We start from the raw sequence: 15,853 nt of genomic DNA on the forward strand, positions 1-15,853 counted from the left end.
AGTCCCAGCAAGGCCCCGGCTGGGTCCGCTCCCGCCGGGGCCTTCGCGTCGCGCCCCCGGCGGCGGTGGACCGAGTGGGGACAGCACGGTGAACGAAGACGAGTGGCTGGAACGCCACGGGCTGCACCCCGCCGCCGGGCAGCTCGACGAAGTCCGTCGGCTCCTGCGGGAGCAGACCGACGCCGAACGCCGCACCCAGGGCGCGGGCGACACCGCGCTGATGAAGCTGTGCTGCGTCCAGCTCTTCACCGCCGCCGTGCCCGACGACGTCCTGCTCATCTGGCAGGCCAAGACCGCCGGCATGGACGCCGACGCGTCGATCGAGATCCAACTGCTCTGCGGCTGCGGCCTCGTTCCCACCAAGGACCACCTGGCAGCCGACCCGTCCGCACCGGCCCGGGCCGCACTCCGCCGCCTGCTCGCATCCGAGGAAGCAGGCGACTTCGAGGGCTTCTCGGTGGCCCGGCAGACCGCCGCCTACTCCTCCTACTACGCGTAGCTCGCGCGGCGGGGCGGATCCGACCACCGGAGAACCGGGTAGACGACCACCACGGGTCCGACCCCGCCCGCACCTGGCAGACCTTCGTCGCCGACGTCAAGGCGGGCCGCCACCCGAACGCATGACAACCCGCCGCCCCGACCTCAGCCGACCGGCCCACCCGCCCCAGGGCCGTTCCCGGCAGTCCTGATCCGCTCGGCGGCCATCCACAGGTCCCGCGCGTCCACGACGGCCAGCAGGCCGAACCGGACCAGCCGCCCCAGATCCCCCTGCGAACACGTCAGGACGTCGTCGATCAGCTCTTCGGACGGCGTGACCTCTTGGTAGGCGTCGTGCCACGCGTACTCGACCAGCACCAACAGGTCGAGAGCCGCAGCCGCCGCGTCCTTCCCGAACACCGCCTCGACCCTCGCCCTACGAGCCTCCTGCCGCGCCGCTCTCCCCACTGCCACCCGCTTCTCCCCTCCCGGCCGCGCTTCCCGTTCCGCTGCCATTGGTACGCCGCCCTGCAACTCACTTTCAAGCAACGGGTGTTGCTCCGGCCGAGCGGCCCCGCACGGGGCAGGGCGGGGGCGTCGGCGAGTTGTCTGCCGAGCCAGTGCATGACTTCCGGTGGCGGGATGGGGACTCGGACGGGCCGGGCTCAGGCCGTTCTGCGGTTCGGGGGCCGCCGTTCCCGCCCGCCCGGGCGCTGTGCGCGCAGTAACGCTGGAACTCGAACCGCAGGTAGTCCGACAGGGGACGACGGACGACGTGGACCCGCCCGAGCGTCCTCCCGTTCGTCCGGCGCCCGTGGATCAGCCCCGTCCAGCAGTCCTCGAAGGGCCCGGCAAACCGCTCGCCCGAGCGGAACCGCTGGAATTCTTCGGCCTCTTGCGGCATCCGGTACTCGGGCAGGATCTCAAGCCGCTACGCCTCCGCCGGCGGGGCGAAGCCGTCGAACACGTCCCCCTGCACGACGGACGAACCCCGGCCCGTGGCGTCGTTCGGCGGCGGCGTCAAGGCGGGGCGGCTCCCGGACGTGTGACGCGGCGCCAGGGTTGCCACGGCTCCGGGCTAGCCGGCGGTGGGGGCGGCGTTCAGGCAGTGGCCGAGCGGTACGGCGTCCCGGGCTGCGCGTAGGGCGGTGCGGGCCCGTTGGGCTCCGGTTCGAACGACGGAGGAGCCGACGCCGATGGCGACCGGGCGGGGGGTGCGGCCCGCGCAGGGGCCGCAGATGCCCGGGGTCGGTACCGGGTCGTGGCAGGTGGCGCACTCGGCGTAGGAGGGCTTCGCGGGTGCGGGGGGCTGCGGGAGGGCGTCCGGGACGGGGGGCATCCTGCGTTGCAGGCGGGAGCGGAGCACGGCGGCTGCCGAGTGCATCGGGTACGGCAGGCCGGGCAGCAGGGCCCGGGACAGGTCCTCGGGGGTGCTGCCGCGGCGCTGCCACTCCACGACCAGCGGGGCGAGTTCCAGGGCTTCCGCCTCGCCGAGGCGCAGGCGGGGTTCCGGCCGGACCACCCGGTGGAGCAGGTCGGCCGCGGCGCGGACCTCCTCGTCCACCGCCGTTGGTTCGGCGGGCGGTTCGAGGCACATGGACCACGCCGAGGAGTTCGACCGCCTCCACCAGGCCGCCACCGAGGTCGTGGTGATGCCGCACGCCGAGGCCGACCGCGAGGCGTAGGAAGCCGCCAACGCGGACCTGCTCCGCCGAGCCGACCGCCTCGTCGCGGTCTGGGACGGCCGACCGGGCAACGGACGCGGCGGTACCGCCACCAGCGTCGCGGATGCGCGGGCGGCCGGGCTGTCGGTTGTCGCCGTGCGGCCGGAGGGTGTGGCGCGCGAGGGTCGCCGAGGCTCCGGCCGTTCCGGTCGGGCGGGCCATCGGAGGCGTCGGCAGTGTCTCGGCCGCAACTGTCGCAGGCCCCCCGCCCCGAGGGGTGGAGGGCCTGCGGTGGTGCTCGTGCCCCAGACAGGAATCGAACCTGCGACACCGGCTTTAGGAGGATTGGCGTGCGGCACCTGCTCTGACCTGGGTCTTGCGGTACCTGCCTCCGAGTCCGCCACCAGTCCGTTACTGCACCTGAGTACCCGTCACGTACCCCTCGATCTGGCACGCCCATGGCATGACCAACTCGTACGCGACAGAGGCTCCCACCGGATCTCTCCGGCAGGAGCCTCTGCGCTGACCAGGAGCGCGTTACTACATGCGCTCGATGACCTGGACGACACTCTTCTGAATGCTCAGAACGCGCTCGTTCTCAGCGTCGAAGAAGTGGATGAACGTGTCCTCGACGTGATAACCAGCCGCCTGGATTTGGTAGTCCGGCAAGCCGCTGACGTCGCGGTTGATCCAGTACTGGGCCATCTCTATCAGCCCTTCGGGGGGTACGGATCGTTACCCGGGGCGATGGTGCGCTGGTCGCGGATCACGCCGTCCGTGTTGCGAATCCGCAGCTCACCGCCACCATCGTTGGTGAGGATCTGCCGCGCACGCTCAACGGCCTCGGCCTGAGTCGGGAGAACAGCGCTCGCGCGCTGACCGCCGGGCTTCGTCACGGCCCAGCCTTCCGGCCTCTTGGACACATCGCGGGAGTTAGCCTGACCGGCCATCTGATCTCCTATTCTGAGATCGAGGCCACCCCGGGTGCCATCTTGGATCGCTCGCAAGGTGACGGTAGGGTCCTAGGGCGCGACCAACGCATCTAGGCCCCTTCCAGGGCAGCCCGACCTCATGTCGTGGCCCCGGATGGGGCCTGCTTGGGTTTAGTGAAGCACCCCTGGCGTTCCGTCAGCAACTCCCACCACTAGATGTTGTGTCTGTTCTTGACGACACCACAACATCTAGCGACTGAAGACAAGTCAGACAATAGGGTACCGGCCATCCCCGACAGGGCGGCCCCCGCCGCGCGCTGGCTCATGCGGGATGGTCCCCTCCTCGATCGGGCAGCTCCGCCGCACCCGGGTTCTCCAGGGGCCGCCAAGGCTCACCGGGTGACGCTTGCGCTTGGCCTTGGCGGCCTCTGGAGGTTCCGGGTACGCCCTTGGGTGTCCGGTCGAGGAGGGGGCCGTCCCGCGCCCCACACCGTTCACCACGACGAAGGTGCACCTTCGATCCCGCCGGCTTCCCCCTCCGAGGAGGGCCGGGGTTTGGGGCAGAGCCCCAAGGGCTTCAATGCGCACTCGCTACAGCCGCGCGCCCGGCGGAAGCCGGGCCGGAGCGGGGCGGAGACAGGAGCGTCGGCCCGGCGGTGAGCCGGGGCGCGCGCGGCGAGCGGTAGCGAGCCGCCTTGAACCCGTAGAGAAGGTTTTTACTCACTCACACCCGGGCGTCAGCTCGCTCGGCGAGATCGCGCAGCTCCGGCGTTGCCGACCGGCCTGCGACCAGCAGCAGTTCACGAATCGTGGCCCGTGCCGTCACGTGGGTGTGGATCAGGTCCGGAGACAGCTCCTCCGCCTGGAGCAAGGCGCCCAAGGCTTCACCGAGTTGCCGGCGCTGCGTGTAGGCCCGGCCAAGGTCGAGAAGGAGCCGCGCCTGTCGCTCAGCCGAGAGTCCCGATGCGTCGATCCGCGTGCCCACGTCGAGGGCTTCGCCTGCGTCACCAAGATCGACAGCGATCGAGACGGTTTGGATCTCGACGTTGGTGGGCCCGAACTCCAAGTTGAAGTCGTTGCGGTCCTCGCCCAGCTTGCGGGCGACCTTCCTTGCTCGGTCCAGCTCTTGGCGTGCACGTGAGCGGTCTCCGGAGCGTGCGTTGGTCAGCGCCAGCACCAAGTGCAGTGAGCCAGTGACCGACAGAGCCTCGGGGGTCGGATTGCCGACCTGGATGTGCTGCTCCAACGCGTGGAGAGCGGTCGTGGCCGAGTGGTCTGCTTGGTCGTAGTGCTTCAAGCGCACGAACGCCTGCGCAAGCCGGAAAACGCCGGCGAACACCTCCAAGGGCTGGCCGGACTCCTCGGCTGCACGAATCGAGCGGTCGGCGGCGATCCACGCGGCATCCCCCTCGTCCTGGCGTACGAAGGCTGCGGACAACGCCTGATAGGTGCGGCTGAGCTGGCCCCACAGCTGAGGGCGCTGATCGGCGGGTGCCGTCCGGGCAGCGCGCTCGATCCTAGGCAGCAGCGAGCCGAGAGCCTTGCTCAGCTCAGCGAACTGGTTGTTGTGGGTCATTTCCCACACCCGGTCTACCACGGCTTGCAGCTCCGCGACGGTCACCGGCGCCTCGGTTGGATCTGCCGCCAACAACACCTCGGGCACGGGGTGACCGGAGATCAGAAGCCGGGCCTGGTCAAGGTCGTTTGACTCCTCCGTGGGTGGCACGGGCACAGCAGCGACGGGCGCCGGCGCATCCGGACGAAGGACTTGGAGCGGCACACCCAGGCCGTCAGCGAGCATGCGAAGCACGTCTAGCCGGTTCACCGGCTGGATGCCGCGCTCGACCTGCGAGAGCCAACTCGCCGTCCTGCCGATCTCGGCGGCAAGCTGCTTCTGCGTCAGCCCGCGCGCCTCGCGCAGCTCGGCCACCCGCGCCCCGAAGGCGCGCCGCTCCTCGGGTGTCACGCCGCCACCGGCCCCTTCCCTGCCGTGGCGGACAGGAAGGTCACGTCCACGCCGGACAGGTACTGCTCGCGCTGGGCGAGGAAGTGCTTGGTGTGAGGCTGCTGCTCGTGCTGGTCGAAGGCGTCCCGGTCTGCGTACAGCTCGTAGAACACCCGGACCTTGGGCTCCTCCGGGACCGCGTGGACGACGTAGGCGAGCGTCCCGGGTTCCAGGGCCTTGATGCCGGCGAGCGTCTGCTCCACCAAGTCGTCAAAGGCCGCAGCGGCCGCATCATCGCGCAGCTCAAAACGGACCATCAGGCCAAAGCCGCTGGTCATGATCCCTCCCTCGGATCGTGGTTGCGCGCGCAGTTGCGCGCGCAACCAGGCTCGCAGAAGTTCCGCTTCACAGCTACTCGCAGAACTTCTTGACTCGCAGAAAAACTGCGCCTACCTTCATAGAGAAGCTGCTACTCGGCGCACGGGCGTCGGAGCTGACTCAAGGAGTAGGCCCATGGCCACTTTCAAGATCGACCTCTCGACCGCGTTCGTGTTCGTGGTCATCCCGCCGGCGCTCAAGCTGGTGAGCAAGCAGACCGGCGAAGTGGCGATCGACCGGGAGACCGGTGCGAAGCTCCTGACGGTGGGGCTGACCATCGCCGACGACGGCGAGGCGAACCTCTACACCGTGACCGTGCCGGAGACCGGCGTGTCCGAAGGGCTAGCGGTGGGTACGCCGGTCGCGGTGACCGGGCTCAAGGCGCGAGACTGGGAAAACGAGTTCAACGGCCAGAAGCGGCACGGGATCTCGTTCCGCGCGATGGCGGTCACGTCCCTCGCCCCGGCTCCCGTGAAGGCGTGAGCGCGGTGTCCGAGCTGCTGACCCTGGCCGAAGTGGGTGGCCCGCTGGCCGCTGTCGCCGGCGGTGTGGGGTACGCGCGGGCCAAGGCTCCGGCCCTCTACTGGTCGGCGATCGGTCTGCCGGTCACGGCGGCCCGGTTCTCCGCCACCTACGGCAGCACCATGGACGCCTGCGGCCTGACGGTCGAGCCGTCCCGGCTGCGGGTACTGATCACCCGGGCGACCACCCGGCGGGAGATCCGTCCCGTTCCGCCGAAGATCCGGCGGGTTCGGCCGACTTCGACGGGCCTGCGGGTCCGGCTGCGGCTGGCTCCCGGACAGGAACCGGCGGACGTGGCTGCCTCGGCGGAGCGTCTGCGGCACGCCTGGGGTGTTCACGCCGTGCACGTCTCGGTGGTGAAGCCCGGTGTGATCGAGCTGCGGATGACGGGCTTCGACGTGCTCCGCAGGGTGCGGATGCCGCGCCGACTGCCGGCCGGTGAGCTGCTGGTCTCGGTGGCCCTCCGGGAGGACGGCACGGCCTTCGTCCGGAACTACCGGGCGGTGCCGCACTGCCTGACCCTGGGTGCGACGCTCACCGGCAAGTCGGTGTACCAGCGGAACCTGATCACCAGGCTCGCCCGGCTGAACGTGGCACTCGTGGGGATCGACTGCAAGTTCGGTGTCGAGCTAGCCCCGTTCACACCCCGGCTGTCTGCTCTGGCCACGGACTCCGGTCAGGCAAGTTCTCTGCTGGACAAGCTCGTTGACGAGATGGAAGCGCGTTACGACCTGATCCGCAGCCACCAGGGCATTCCGGGCTCGGTGCCGGACGACGAGATCACGTCGGACATCTGGGGCCTGCCCGCCGAGATCCGGCCCGTTCCGCTGGTGCTCATCGTGGACGAGATCGCCGAGCTGTTCCTCGTCGCCACCCGCAAGGACGAAGAGCGGCGCGACCACATGGTCACCCAGTTGATCCGCCTCGCCCAACTCGGCCGCGCCGCAGGAATGTTCGTGGAAGCCTGCGGCCAGCGTTTCGGCTCCGAGCTGGGCAAGGGCGCCACCATGCTGCGCGCTCAGCTCACCGGCCGGGTGGTGCACCGGGTCAACGACGTGGAGACCGCGCGGATGGGCCTGGCGGACATCTCGCCCGAGGCGGTGCTCGCCGCTACGCAGATCGTCCCGGAGATGCCCGGTGTCGCGGTGGCCGGTGACTCCTCCGGCGGCTGGTCCCGCATCCGTACCCCGCACATGTCCCTCGCGGACGCTGCCCGGATCTGCCGGGAGACTGCTCGTCTGGCGCCCGAACTGCCCTCTCTGGCCGCGTTCCGCCCCTACGTCCCGCCGGTGAACACCCCGGCCGACGGCCCCTCGCTGGTCAAGCCCCGTCCCGTCACCGGCTGACCTCCCCGCCCACGGTCGGCGCGACCGCACCCGCGCCACTTCCCTACCCCGCCATGCCCGAATCCGGAAGGACCGTGCCCCATGGCCGCCAGGAAGACCGCCCGCACCAAGCCCGCACTGCCCAAGTGCTCTGCCTGCGCCGGTGACGGCTGGGTCCGCGAGACCCACACCGTCGGCCGGGGCCGGAAATCCCGCCCGGCCGGTGAGGTCGAGGTCCTGTGCCCGACCTGCCTCGGCTCCGGCACCGCCGCGTAGCTGCCCGAACCGCCGAGACCGGGCGGCCGGCCGCAGCGCCCCGCCCGGCCCCGGCCCAACCACCGGAAGGAGGACCGACCGATGCGACTGCCCCGCACGGACCCGGTACTCGTCCAAGCCGCCATCGCCGGCGCCCTGTCCTTCGCCCACCTCCACGACCTCGCCCAGGCCGCCGGACAGCACGGCTGGAAGGCATGGGCCTACCCCGTCTCGGTTGACCTGCTCCTGGTCGCCGCCTGGCACCGCATGCGCGTCCTGCGGGCCGTCGGCGCCCCGGCCCCGGCCGCCTGGACCTGGTTCGGCATCGCCCTGACCGCTTCGCTCGGGGCCAACGTCGCCACCGCCGGGCTCCTCGACCTCGACCAGGTCCCGGCCTGGCTGCGCATCCTGGTCGCCGGCTGGCCCGCCCTCGCGTTCTTCGGCGGCACCCTGCTCGCCCACGGCTCCGCCGATGCCGGTCACTCGGCCGAACCCGAGGAAGAATCCGAACTCCCGCTCTACGAAACCGAGATCGCACCGCCCATCCCTACGGCCGACCCGGGTCCCGAACCTGTTGAAGCGGCCGAACCGGTGCCCGCGCTCCTGCCCGCCGCGCCTCCGGCGGCTCCGCCCGTGGCAGTTCCCGCCGCGCTGGTGGAGCACGCCCGAAAGATCGCCGACGACCACCGGACCCGAACCGGTGCCCCGATCGACTCGGACACCCTTCGCGTCCGCCTCGGCGTCCCGCCGCACTTCGCCGACGCCATCACCGCCCAACTCGCCTGAGAAGGAAGGGAGATCAGCCATGTCCCGCCCGATCCGCCTGCGCAACGTGTTCCGCATCGGCCCCGTCCAGGTCGGCACCTACTTCGACAACCGCGGCCGCGAGAAGCACACCGCCGCCTGCACCGCCCCGCGCTGCGGCTTCTCCGCCGACTACGACTCCCGCGCCGCCGCCGAGATCGCCGCCCGCACCCACCGCTGCACCATCCGCTGACAGGAGACCCGCCATGAACGTCACCCTTCCCCTGGTCGTCGTCCTCGGCGCCGGCGTGTGGACCGCCGTCAAGCTCCTCGGCATCCGCCTGTGGGTCGCCGCCCTCATCGCCCTCTTCGGCTTCTACCTGGCCGGGACCTTCCTCGCCCCGGTGATCGACCAGACCACCCGCTCCGGCGTCAACGCCGTCACCCAGAAGTGACAGGAGGCTCCACCATGCCCACCACCGTTTTCACCCCCGGCCCGCTGGTCCTCACCCCGGACGCCTCCGGCCTGATCGCCGAGATCGAGGCGTACCTGGCCACCTTCCCCGCCCCGGCCCGGGTCCTCGCCCCGTACGTCTGCCCGCTCGGCAGCGCCGTGCAGCCCTGGAACGCCGGCTTCCCGCTGCTCCGTCCGACGCTCCTCGACCGGATCGCCCACCGCCCGGCCCGGCCGACCCCGGTGACCGTCGCCGATCACCTGCGGCTGACCTCTCGCTACCTCAACGCGTTCGGCTGGGTGCAGGGCGCCCTGTGGGACTCCGCCGGCCGGGTCTGCCTCCTGGGTGCACAGGCCGCTGTCCTGGCCCACGGTTACGGCACCCCGACCACCGTCCACCGCGCCCGCCACCAGGTGATGGAAGTCCTGCACGCCACCGGACGGCCCGTCGCCTCCCCGGACGTGTTCAACGACGCCCGGACGACCCGTCAGGCGGACGTGCACCACCTGCTCGACCGGGCCAGCGCCCGCGCCCTGTCCCTCGGTATCTGAGCGGCTTCCGGGGCGGTCACAAGCCGCCAAGCATCGCACCGCCCCGGAAGCCGACGCCCTTCCAACCCGCAGCCCAAGACCACGACCAGAAGGAGAGCTTCATCATGCCCCAGCACAGCCACGCCCCGGCCCGCCTCTGCGGCAACTGCTCCGGCTTCGCCAGTGTCGCCATCGCCACCGGCCTGCGCCGGCCCGACGGCTCCCGCGACACCGCCCCGGTCACCTGCCCGACCTGCCAGGGCACCGGCACGGTCTCGACCCCGGACCGACGCGCCCTCACCACTACCCGGCGCTGATCGCCGTGGGCACCCGCTTCGACTGGTCCGACAAGAAGCACTGGTCCCCACGCGCCGAACCCTGCGGCATCTGCGAGAAGCCGACCAACCTCCGCTCCGACCGCGGCAAGCCCGCCCACAAGGTCTGCGCGGAGACCTGGACCGACCAGCACGCCAAGCCTGCCCAGCAGTCCTGACCGCACGGCCCGGAGCCATCCAGCCCCCCGGCTCCGGGCCGTGCCGCACCGGAGGTGATCCACATGACCGCCACAGCACCGCCGCCGATCGCCGACCTGACCGCCTTAGCCTCCCTCGGCACCATGCCCGCCCTGATGCGGCAGCTCGCCGGGCTCGGGGGTTGCGGACGGCCCATCCGCCTCGACGGCCACCGGACCGAAGTCCACACCGGTACCGGCGAGATCCTGCACCACCTCGACTCGGCCGCCCTCGCCGCCGGCCACCTGCTCGTGCGCTGCAACAACCGCCGCACCACTCGCTGCCCCGCCTGCGCGGAGACCTACCGGCGCGACACCTATCACCTGATCACCGCCGGGCTCACCGGCGGCAAGGGCACCCCGACCACGGTCACCGCGCACCCCCGCGTCTTCGCCACCTTCACCGCCCCGGGCTTCGGCGCCGTCCACAACCGGCCCTCCACCGGCCGGTGCCGCTGCGGAGCCCAGCACCCGGACAGCGCAGTCGAGTTGGGCACCCCGATCAACCCGGACACCTACGACTACCGGTCCGCCGTGCTCTGGAACGCGCACGCCGGGAAGATTTGGGCCCGGTTCTCGATCTACCTGCGCCGCGAAGTCGCCAAGCGCGCGGGCCTCTCCCAACGGGAGTTTCGCGAGTACGCCCGGATCTCCTTCGCCAAGGTCGCCGAGTACCAGAAGCGCGGTGCCGTCCACTTCCACGCCGTGATCCGCCTCGACGGCCCCGAAGGCGGCGCCACCCCTCCCCCGGCCTGGGCCACCCCCGATCTCCTGGCCGATGCGATCCGAGCCGCCGCCGGCGCCGCCGAGATCCCCGGGCCCGTCCTCGACGGCACGGCCCACACCTTCGCCTTCGGCAAACAGCTCGACATTCGCACCATCAAGTCCGCCGACTTCGCTGCCGGCTCGGCCCTCACCGAACGCGCCGTGGCGGCCTACATCGCCAAGTACGCGACCAAGGGCGCCGAGAGCGCCACCGGCACCCTGGACCGGCCCGTCAAGCTCCTCGCCGAACTCGCGCACCTGGACATCTCCGAGCACGCCCGCCGCCTGATCCGCACCTGCTGGACTCTCGGCGCCCGACCTGAATTGGAAGACCTCCGCCTCCGGGCCTGGGCCCACATGCTTGGCTTCCGGGGCCACTTCTCCACCAAGACGCGCCGCTACTCCACCACCCTCGGCGCCCTCCGCGAAGCCCGCGCCGCCTGGCGCCGTGCCGAAGCCTTCGGCGCCGAAATGCCCGCGCCCACGGGAACCGCGGCTCCGGCCGACGAGCCGACCACCCTCGTCCTCGCCCACTGGACCTTCGCCGGCGTCGGGCTCACCCCCGGCGAACGCTGGCTCGCCGAAGCGCTCACCCCCGCACCCGGAACGGAAGGAGAACCCACCCGTGGCTGAACAGCTCCTCACGGTCGAGAAGGTCGCCCGGCTGCTCGGGACCTGGGAGACCAGCGGCGAGCGGTTCCCCCGCCGCCTCATCGCCGAACGGCGCATCGCGTTCGTCAAGATCGGCCGCCACGTCCGCATCCCTGAGTCCGCCGTGACCGCCTACATCGCCGCGCGCACCGTCCAGCCGATCACCGCCCGCCGCGCCGGCCAGAGGCGGGCCGCCTGATGGCCAACAGCAAGAACAACCGGCGCCGCTTCGGCTCGGTCCGCCGGCTGCCCTCCGGGCGCTGGCAGATCCGCTACCCGGACCCGGTCACCGGGCAGCTCCGCCCGGGCGAGAAGACGTACGACACCAAGACCGACGCCGAGGTCGCGCTGTCCGTACTTGAGGCGGCCATCGTGGAGGACCGCTGGACCGATCCGGACGCCGGGAAGGTGAACTTCGGCGAGTACGCGGCCCGGTGGCTCAAGGAACGGAAGCTGGAGGAGACCACGCGGGAGCGGTATGAGACGGTGTTCCGACTGCACATCGTGCCCGTCCTCGGACCGAAGTTCCTCGTACAGATCACTTCGGCACGGGTGCGGTCCTGGCGAACCGGACTCCTGGAGTCGGGAGTCGGGGAACCGAGCGTGGTCAAGGCGTACCAGATGCTGCGGGCCATCATGAACACCGCCGTGGATGACGAACTGATCAAGCGCAACCCGTGCCGGATCAAGGGCGCCGACACCTACGACGTTCCCGAACGGCCGGTCCTGTCCGTCCCCGAGGTGTTCGCCGTGGCTGACGCCATCGCACCCCGGTGGCGCGCGCTGGTCCTGGTCACCGCCTTCACCACGCTGCGGTTCGGCGAGTTGGCCGCTCTCCGCCGGCGGGACGTCGACCTGGACGCGCGGCTCCTCCTGGTCCGCCGGAACCAGGCAGAGCTGTACAGCGGGAAGCTCTACGACAAGGCGCCCAAGAGCCGCGCCGGATTCCGCCCGGTCGCCTTCCCGGCCTCGATCGTGGACACCCTCCGCCACCACCTGGAGCACTTCGCGGGCCAGGGTCCGAACGGCCACCTGTTCATCGGGCCGCGCGGAGGCCGGCTGCGCCGGAGCAACTTCCGGGACGACTGGAGCGCCGCGAAGGCGAAGGCGAAGGTCTCGGCGGACGTGCACTTCCACGATCTGCGCCACACCGGGAACACCCTCGCCTCGCAGAGCGGTGCCAGCACGAAGGAACTCATGACCCGGATGGGACACAGCACCGCGCGGGCCGCCCTGATCTACCAGCACATGACCAGCGACCGCGACCGTGCCATCGCCGACAGGATGGGCGAGATGGTCCGACAGGAGCTTGAGAAGCAGGACCCGCCTGAGCAATCTGGCACGGGCGTGGCACAGGACGACTGAGCGCCCCGAACGACGAAGGCCCCGGCCGGAGGATGAACCTCTCCGACCGGGGCCTTCCCCGTTGGTCACGCTCGTGCCCCAGACAGGAATCGAACCTGCGACACCGGCTTTAGGAGAGCCGTGCTCTATCCCCTGAGCTACTGAGGCGGGGCTGTCGGAAGTGCTGCCGGAGATCGGGTGGACATCTCCGGCGACCGGGCGACAGGGCCCACGACAGCCTAGCGGATGCAGGCCGGTGCTCCACCTGTGTTCCTCGGGCGGGGTGCCGGGCGGGTGTTCCGGGGGCGGCGGTACACGGTTGATACACGGCTGCGCGGTGGTGGAAGCGCCGTGCCGACCGGACGGAAGCGGTGGTCGCGGAGTCTGTGGGCACACCCGGTGGCCGTCGGCGGCGCCGGGGTCCGTGTCGCTCTGCTCCGGGAGGCAGTTGCCGTGTCCGTTCACCAGAAATCCGAACTCGAGGTCGGGGCCGGCCGGGGGCGGGTGTCCCGGCGCGGGGTGGTGGGGGTGGTGGGGGCGCTGCTGGCCGTGGGGGTCGGCGGCGGGGTGGTGTCGGTCCTTCCGGGCGGAGGGCCGGGGCCGGAGGCGGTGGGGCGGGGCGGAGTGGTGCCGGGGCTCCGGTTGTCCGATGCCGCGGCCGGGCTGGATCTGCCGTGGCCGGTCGAGGGGCAGACGGCGGTGGCGGTCGCTGGTGCGGGGGTGCTGGGGCTGCGGGGGGCGCAGCAGCCGGTGCCGATCGCCAGTGTCACGAAGGTGATGACCGCGCGCGTCGTGCTCCGGGACCATCCGCTCGCGGAGGGCGAGGACGGTCCGATGATCGCGGTGGACGAGCAGGCTGCGGCGGAGGCCGCCTCGCCGGGTGAGTCGACGGCTCCGGTCCGGGCGGGGCAGCGGCTCTCCCTGCGCAAGCTGCTGGAGGTGATGCTGCTGCCGTCCGCGAACAACGTGGCCCGGCTGCTGGCCCGTTGGGACGCGGGCAGTCAGGAGGCGTTCGTGGCGCGGATGAACGCGGAGGCGGCCCGGTTGGGGATGACGGGCACGACGTACACCGGGGCGAGCGGGGTCGAGGAGAGCACCGTGTCCACGGCCGTCGACCAGTTGGTGCTGGCCCGCGAGGCGATGAAGGACCCGGTGCTGCGGGCCACCGTGGCGCTGCGCAGCACCACGCTGCCGGGGCGGGACGAGCCGTTGCGGAACACCAACACGCTGCTCGGCCGGCCCGGGGTGGTCGGGTTGAAGACCGGTTCGGGCACGGCGGCGGGCGGCAACCTGATGTGGGCCATGGAGGTACCGGACGGCAAGGGCGGGCAGGGGCGCCGGCTGGTCTACGGGGTGGTGCTCGGCCAGCACGCCCGCACCACCCCGGCCGAGGGGCTGCGGGCCGTGCTGGAGAGCAGCGGGCAGTTCGTCGAGGCGTTGCAGCAGAAGCTGCCGGGTGTGCTGGCCGCGCTCGCCAGTGAGCAGCGGGAGTGGGCGTGAGCGGCGTGGGCGCGGCCGGGAGGACGGGACGGGCGGGGGTGGGCGTGAGCAGCGTGGGCGCGGCCGGGAGGACGGGACGGGCGGGGGTGGTGGCCGCCCTGGGGTGGGCCGGGTTGATGGCGGGGCACGCGCTGGTGCCGAACGGGATCTGGCGGCTCGGGAGCCTGTGGGAGACGGTGCTGCCGTGGTCGGGGGCGGGGGTCGTGCTGCTGCTGGTCGTCGCGGTGGTGCGGCGGTCGGTTCCGGCGGTGGTCGCGGTGCTGGCTCCGGCGCTGGTCTGGACGGTGCTCTTCGCCCCGGCGCTGGTCGACAAACGGGCGGGGGGCGGGAACCTCACGGTGGTCAGCCAGAACGTGAACGAGGAGAACCCCGATCCGGGGCGGACGGCCCGGGCGCTGGCCGCTTCGGGGGCCGACGTGCTGGCGGTGGAGGAGCTGGCGAGCCGGGCGCAGGAGGTGTTCCGGCGCGAGCTGGCCGCGGCCTACCCGTACGCGGAGGTGCGCGGCGGGGTCGGGCTGTGGAGCAGGTACCCGCTGGAGGAGGTGGAGCCGGTGGAGATCATGCCCTGGACCCGGGCCCTGCGGGCGACCGTGCGGACTCCGCAGGGGCCGGTGGCGGTGTACGCGGCGCACCTCGCCTCGGTCCGGGTGCAGCCGGCGGCCGGGTTCACCACGGCGCGGCGCGACGAGGCGGCGGCCCGGCTGGCGGGGGCGGTCCGGGCCGAGCGGCTGCCGCGGGTGGTCGTCCTGGGGGACTTCAACGGCTCGGTCGGCGACTCCGCGCTGGGCGTGCTCACCGGGCCGTTGCGCTCGGCGCAGGAGGAGGCCGGGGACGGTTTCGGCTTCACCTGGCCGGCGTCGTTCCCGGTGGTCCGGATCGACCAGGTCCTGGTGCGGGGCGTCGCGCCGCGCGCGGCGTGGACCCTGCCCGGCACCGGCAGCGACCACCTGCCGGTCGCCGCGGCGCTGCGGCTGTGAGGGCCGCCGGCGTCCCCGGGGCGCTCCGGGCCGGGGCACCGGGCGGTTACGATCTACCACCGGTGAGCTCGCCGGAGCCCGGGGCCCCGGGCGGAGACACGGGAGAAGTCTTGTCCGCAACCCGGGCGGCCGACACGGTCGGCGTGCTGGTCGTCGAGGACGACGCGGTGATCCGCCGCTCGGTCCAGCTGGCCCTGGAGCGCTACGGGTACCGGGTCGACGTCACCGGCGACGGGCTGGACGGCCTGGAGGCGTTCCGGGCCGGGGCGCACGACGTGCTGATCCTGGACGTGATGCTGCCGGGCCTGGACGGCATCGGCCTGTGCCGGCGCATCCGCGAGGAGTCCCTGACCCCGATCCTGATGATGTCCGCCCGCGGCGACGGCCTCGACGTGGTGGCCGGGCTGGAGGCCGGGGCCGACGACTACGTGGTCAAGCCGGTGGACATCCCGGTGCTCGTCGCCCGGATCCGTTCGCTGCTGCGCCGCGCCACCTTCCACCGCGGGCCCGCCGGCGGGCCCCCGGCGGACGGGCGGAGCGCGCGGGGCGGGGCGCCGGAGGCCCCGGAGCCCGCGGCCCCGGCCGACCCGGGCCTGCTGGTCTTCGGCGACCTGACGATCGACCCGCGCGGCCTGGACGTCCGGCTGGCGGGCCGGAGCGTCCCGCTCACGCCCACCGAGCTGCGCCTGCTGCTGGTCTTCGCCGAGGATCCCGGCACGGTGCTGGGCCGCTCCGTGCTGCTGCGGAGGGTCTGGGACTACGGGTGGGAGGGCGACACCCGGGTGGTCGACCTGTGCGTGGTGCGGCTGCGCAAGAAGATCGGCGCCGACCGGATCGAGACCGTCCGGGGTTTCGGCTACAAGCTGGTCCGGGACTGA

23 protein-coding genes, 1 tRNA gene and 1 pseudogene are annotated in these 15,853 nt (G+C 72.0%); 17 read left to right on the plus strand and 8 right to left on the minus strand.

Features of this window, described 5'->3' with window-relative positions:
- The first annotated feature begins 88 nt into the window (after positions 1-88).
- Complete coding sequence (locus EDD39_RS03230; RefSeq protein WP_123553284.1) at positions 89-499, plus strand: hypothetical protein; 411 nt, start codon at positions 89-91, stop codon at positions 497-499.
- 143 nt (positions 500-642) lie between these two features.
- Here the strand turns inward: EDD39_RS03230 and EDD39_RS03235 are convergent, their stop codons facing one another.
- From EDD39_RS03235 to EDD39_RS03240, 3 genes are all read right to left on the minus strand, one after another.
- The gene (locus EDD39_RS03235; RefSeq protein WP_123553285.1) at positions 643-951 is read right to left on the minus strand and encodes a hypothetical protein; all 309 of its coding nucleotides are present in this window, start codon (positions 949-951) and stop codon (positions 643-645) included.
- Between the two features lie 67 nt (positions 952-1,018).
- Positions 1,019-1,399, minus strand: coding sequence for a DUF6879 family protein (locus EDD39_RS42640; protein ID WP_425269735.1), 381 nt, complete (start codon positions 1,397-1,399; stop codon positions 1,019-1,021).
- 156 nt (positions 1,400-1,555) lie between these two features.
- The gene (locus EDD39_RS03240) at positions 1,556-2,074 is read right to left on the minus strand and encodes a hypothetical protein (protein WP_123553286.1); all 519 of its coding nucleotides are present in this window, start codon (positions 2,072-2,074) and stop codon (positions 1,556-1,558) included.
- Between the two features lies 1 nt (position 2,075).
- Here EDD39_RS03240 and EDD39_RS40570 point away from each other — a divergent pair.
- Positions 2,076-2,327 (plus strand): annotated as a pseudogene (locus EDD39_RS40570) (hypothetical protein); the annotation flags it as partial.
- Between the two features lie 354 nt (positions 2,328-2,681).
- On the opposite strand, the gene EDD39_RS39235 reads toward EDD39_RS40570, so the two are convergent.
- The 4 genes from EDD39_RS39235 to EDD39_RS03260 form a co-directional block, all read right to left on the minus strand.
- Positions 2,682-2,846: a hypothetical protein gene (locus EDD39_RS39235; RefSeq protein WP_162869903.1), complete on the minus strand. Its 165-nt coding sequence runs from the start codon at positions 2,844-2,846 to the stop codon at positions 2,682-2,684.
- 5 nt (positions 2,847-2,851) lie between these two features.
- Entirely contained in the window at positions 2,852-3,091 is a 240-nt protein-coding gene (locus EDD39_RS03250) for a DUF2188 domain-containing protein (protein WP_123553287.1), read from the minus strand.
- A 706-nt stretch (positions 3,092-3,797) separates the two neighbouring features.
- Positions 3,798-5,039, minus strand: a complete 1,242-nt coding sequence (locus tag EDD39_RS03255) for a transcriptional regulator (RefSeq protein WP_123553288.1) — start codon at positions 5,037-5,039, stop codon at positions 3,798-3,800.
- Positions 5,036-5,356 (minus strand): putative quinol monooxygenase, encoded by a 321-nt coding sequence (locus EDD39_RS03260; protein WP_123553289.1) that lies wholly within the window; start codon positions 5,354-5,356, stop codon positions 5,036-5,038. The genes EDD39_RS03255 and EDD39_RS03260 overlap by 4 nt, the downstream gene beginning before the upstream one ends.
- Positions 5,357-5,531: 175 nt before the next feature.
- On the opposite strand from EDD39_RS03260, the gene EDD39_RS03265 reads away from it, so the two are divergent.
- The 12 genes from EDD39_RS03265 to EDD39_RS03310 all read left to right on the plus strand — a co-directional run bounded on the left by EDD39_RS03265 (position 5,532) and on the right by EDD39_RS03310 (position 12,519).
- The gene (locus tag EDD39_RS03265; RefSeq protein WP_123553290.1) at positions 5,532-5,879 is read left to right on the plus strand and encodes an SCO3933 family regulatory protein; all 348 of its coding nucleotides are present in this window, start codon (positions 5,532-5,534) and stop codon (positions 5,877-5,879) included.
- A 5-nt stretch (positions 5,880-5,884) separates the two neighbouring features.
- Positions 5,885-7,264, plus strand: coding sequence for an FtsK/SpoIIIE domain-containing protein (locus tag EDD39_RS03270; protein ID WP_123560090.1), 1,380 nt, complete (start codon positions 5,885-5,887; stop codon positions 7,262-7,264).
- A gap of 81 nt (positions 7,265-7,345) precedes the next feature.
- The gene (locus tag EDD39_RS39240) at positions 7,346-7,519 is read left to right on the plus strand and encodes a hypothetical protein (protein ID WP_162869926.1); all 174 of its coding nucleotides are present in this window, start codon (positions 7,346-7,348) and stop codon (positions 7,517-7,519) included.
- Positions 7,520-7,600: 81 nt separating this feature from the next.
- Positions 7,601-8,284 carry a DUF2637 domain-containing protein gene (locus EDD39_RS03275; protein WP_123553291.1) on the plus strand — a complete coding sequence of 228 codons (684 nt, stop codon included), beginning with the start codon at positions 7,601-7,603 and terminating at the stop codon, positions 8,282-8,284.
- 19 nt (positions 8,285-8,303) lie between these two features.
- On the plus strand, positions 8,304-8,495 hold the full coding sequence (locus tag EDD39_RS03280) for a mobile element transfer protein (RefSeq protein ID WP_123553292.1): 192 nt from the start codon (positions 8,304-8,306) through the stop codon (positions 8,493-8,495).
- A gap of 13 nt (positions 8,496-8,508) precedes the next feature.
- Entirely contained in the window at positions 8,509-8,697 is a 189-nt protein-coding gene (locus EDD39_RS03285; protein ID WP_030908200.1) for a hypothetical protein, read from the plus strand.
- A gap of 14 nt (positions 8,698-8,711) precedes the next feature.
- The gene (locus EDD39_RS03290) at positions 8,712-9,248 is read left to right on the plus strand and encodes a DUF6197 family protein (protein WP_123553293.1); all 537 of its coding nucleotides are present in this window, start codon (positions 8,712-8,714) and stop codon (positions 9,246-9,248) included.
- A gap of 104 nt (positions 9,249-9,352) precedes the next feature.
- A complete protein-coding gene (locus EDD39_RS03295; RefSeq protein WP_123553294.1) occupies positions 9,353-9,544 on the plus strand; it encodes a hypothetical protein in 192 nt (63 codons plus the stop codon).
- 5 nt (positions 9,545-9,549) lie between these two features.
- A complete protein-coding gene (locus EDD39_RS39245) occupies positions 9,550-9,720 on the plus strand; it encodes a hypothetical protein (protein WP_162869927.1) in 171 nt (56 codons plus the stop codon).
- Positions 9,721-9,783: 63 nt separating this feature from the next.
- Positions 9,784-11,136 (plus strand): replication initiator, encoded by a 1,353-nt coding sequence (locus EDD39_RS03300; RefSeq protein ID WP_123553295.1) that lies wholly within the window; start codon positions 9,784-9,786, stop codon positions 11,134-11,136.
- Entirely contained in the window at positions 11,129-11,353 is a 225-nt protein-coding gene (locus EDD39_RS03305) for an excisionase family DNA-binding protein (protein ID WP_033250982.1), read from the plus strand. The genes EDD39_RS03300 and EDD39_RS03305 overlap by 8 nt, the downstream gene beginning before the upstream one ends.
- Complete coding sequence (locus EDD39_RS03310; RefSeq protein WP_123553296.1) at positions 11,353-12,519, plus strand: tyrosine-type recombinase/integrase; 1,167 nt, start codon at positions 11,353-11,355, stop codon at positions 12,517-12,519. The genes EDD39_RS03305 and EDD39_RS03310 overlap by 1 nt, the downstream gene beginning before the upstream one ends.
- 74 nt (positions 12,520-12,593) lie before the next feature.
- Here the strand turns inward: EDD39_RS03310 and EDD39_RS03315 are convergent.
- Positions 12,594-12,666 (minus strand) — tRNA-Arg (locus EDD39_RS03315).
- A gap of 285 nt (positions 12,667-12,951) precedes the next feature.
- On the opposite strand from EDD39_RS03315, the gene EDD39_RS03320 reads away from it, so the two are divergent.
- From EDD39_RS03320 to cseB, 3 genes are all read left to right on the plus strand, one after another.
- Entirely contained in the window at positions 12,952-13,998 is a 1,047-nt protein-coding gene (locus EDD39_RS03320) for a D-alanyl-D-alanine carboxypeptidase family protein (protein WP_244256585.1), read from the plus strand.
- A 38-nt stretch (positions 13,999-14,036) separates the two neighbouring features.
- Complete coding sequence (locus EDD39_RS03325; RefSeq protein ID WP_425269736.1) at positions 14,037-14,975, plus strand: endonuclease/exonuclease/phosphatase family protein; 939 nt, start codon at positions 14,037-14,039, stop codon at positions 14,973-14,975.
- Between the two features lie 110 nt (positions 14,976-15,085).
- Positions 15,086-15,853, plus strand: coding sequence for a two-component system response regulator CseB (cseB, locus tag EDD39_RS03330; RefSeq protein ID WP_244256587.1), 768 nt, complete (start codon positions 15,086-15,088; stop codon positions 15,851-15,853).

Source organism: Kitasatospora cineracea (assembly GCF_003751605.1).
GTDB lineage: Bacteria > Actinomycetota > Actinomycetes > Streptomycetales > Streptomycetaceae > Kitasatospora > Kitasatospora cineracea.

What these genes read in the sequence shown, in the direction of transcription:
- EDD39_RS03240 (WP_123553286.1), bottom strand. Translation starts at nt 2,074, where the DNA reads ATGTGCCTCGAACCGCCCGCCGAACCAACGGCGGTGGACGAGGAGGTC.
- EDD39_RS39235 (WP_162869903.1), bottom strand. Translation starts at nt 2,846, where the DNA reads ATGGCCCAGTACTGGATCAACCGCGACGTCAGCGGCTTGCCGGACTAC.
- EDD39_RS03250 (WP_123553287.1), bottom strand. Translation starts at nt 3,091, where the DNA reads ATGGCCGGTCAGGCTAACTCCCGCGATGTGTCCAAGAGGCCGGAAGGC.
- EDD39_RS03260 (WP_123553289.1), bottom strand. Translation starts at nt 5,356, where the DNA reads ATGACCAGCGGCTTTGGCCTGATGGTCCGTTTTGAGCTGCGCGATGAT.
- EDD39_RS03265 (WP_123553290.1), top strand. Translation starts at nt 5,532, where the DNA reads ATGGCCACTTTCAAGATCGACCTCTCGACCGCGTTCGTGTTCGTGGTC.
- EDD39_RS39240 (WP_162869926.1), top strand. Translation starts at nt 7,346, where the DNA reads ATGGCCGCCAGGAAGACCGCCCGCACCAAGCCCGCACTGCCCAAGTGC.
- EDD39_RS03275 (WP_123553291.1), top strand. Translation starts at nt 7,601, where the DNA reads ATGCGACTGCCCCGCACGGACCCGGTACTCGTCCAAGCCGCCATCGCC.
- EDD39_RS03280 (WP_123553292.1), top strand. Translation starts at nt 8,304, where the DNA reads ATGTCCCGCCCGATCCGCCTGCGCAACGTGTTCCGCATCGGCCCCGTC.
- EDD39_RS03285 (WP_030908200.1), top strand. Translation starts at nt 8,509, where the DNA reads ATGAACGTCACCCTTCCCCTGGTCGTCGTCCTCGGCGCCGGCGTGTGG.
- EDD39_RS03290 (WP_123553293.1), top strand. Translation starts at nt 8,712, where the DNA reads ATGCCCACCACCGTTTTCACCCCCGGCCCGCTGGTCCTCACCCCGGAC.
- EDD39_RS03295 (WP_123553294.1), top strand. Translation starts at nt 9,353, where the DNA reads ATGCCCCAGCACAGCCACGCCCCGGCCCGCCTCTGCGGCAACTGCTCC.
- EDD39_RS03300 (WP_123553295.1), top strand. Translation starts at nt 9,784, where the DNA reads ATGACCGCCACAGCACCGCCGCCGATCGCCGACCTGACCGCCTTAGCC.
- EDD39_RS03310 (WP_123553296.1), top strand. Translation starts at nt 11,353, where the DNA reads ATGGCCAACAGCAAGAACAACCGGCGCCGCTTCGGCTCGGTCCGCCGG.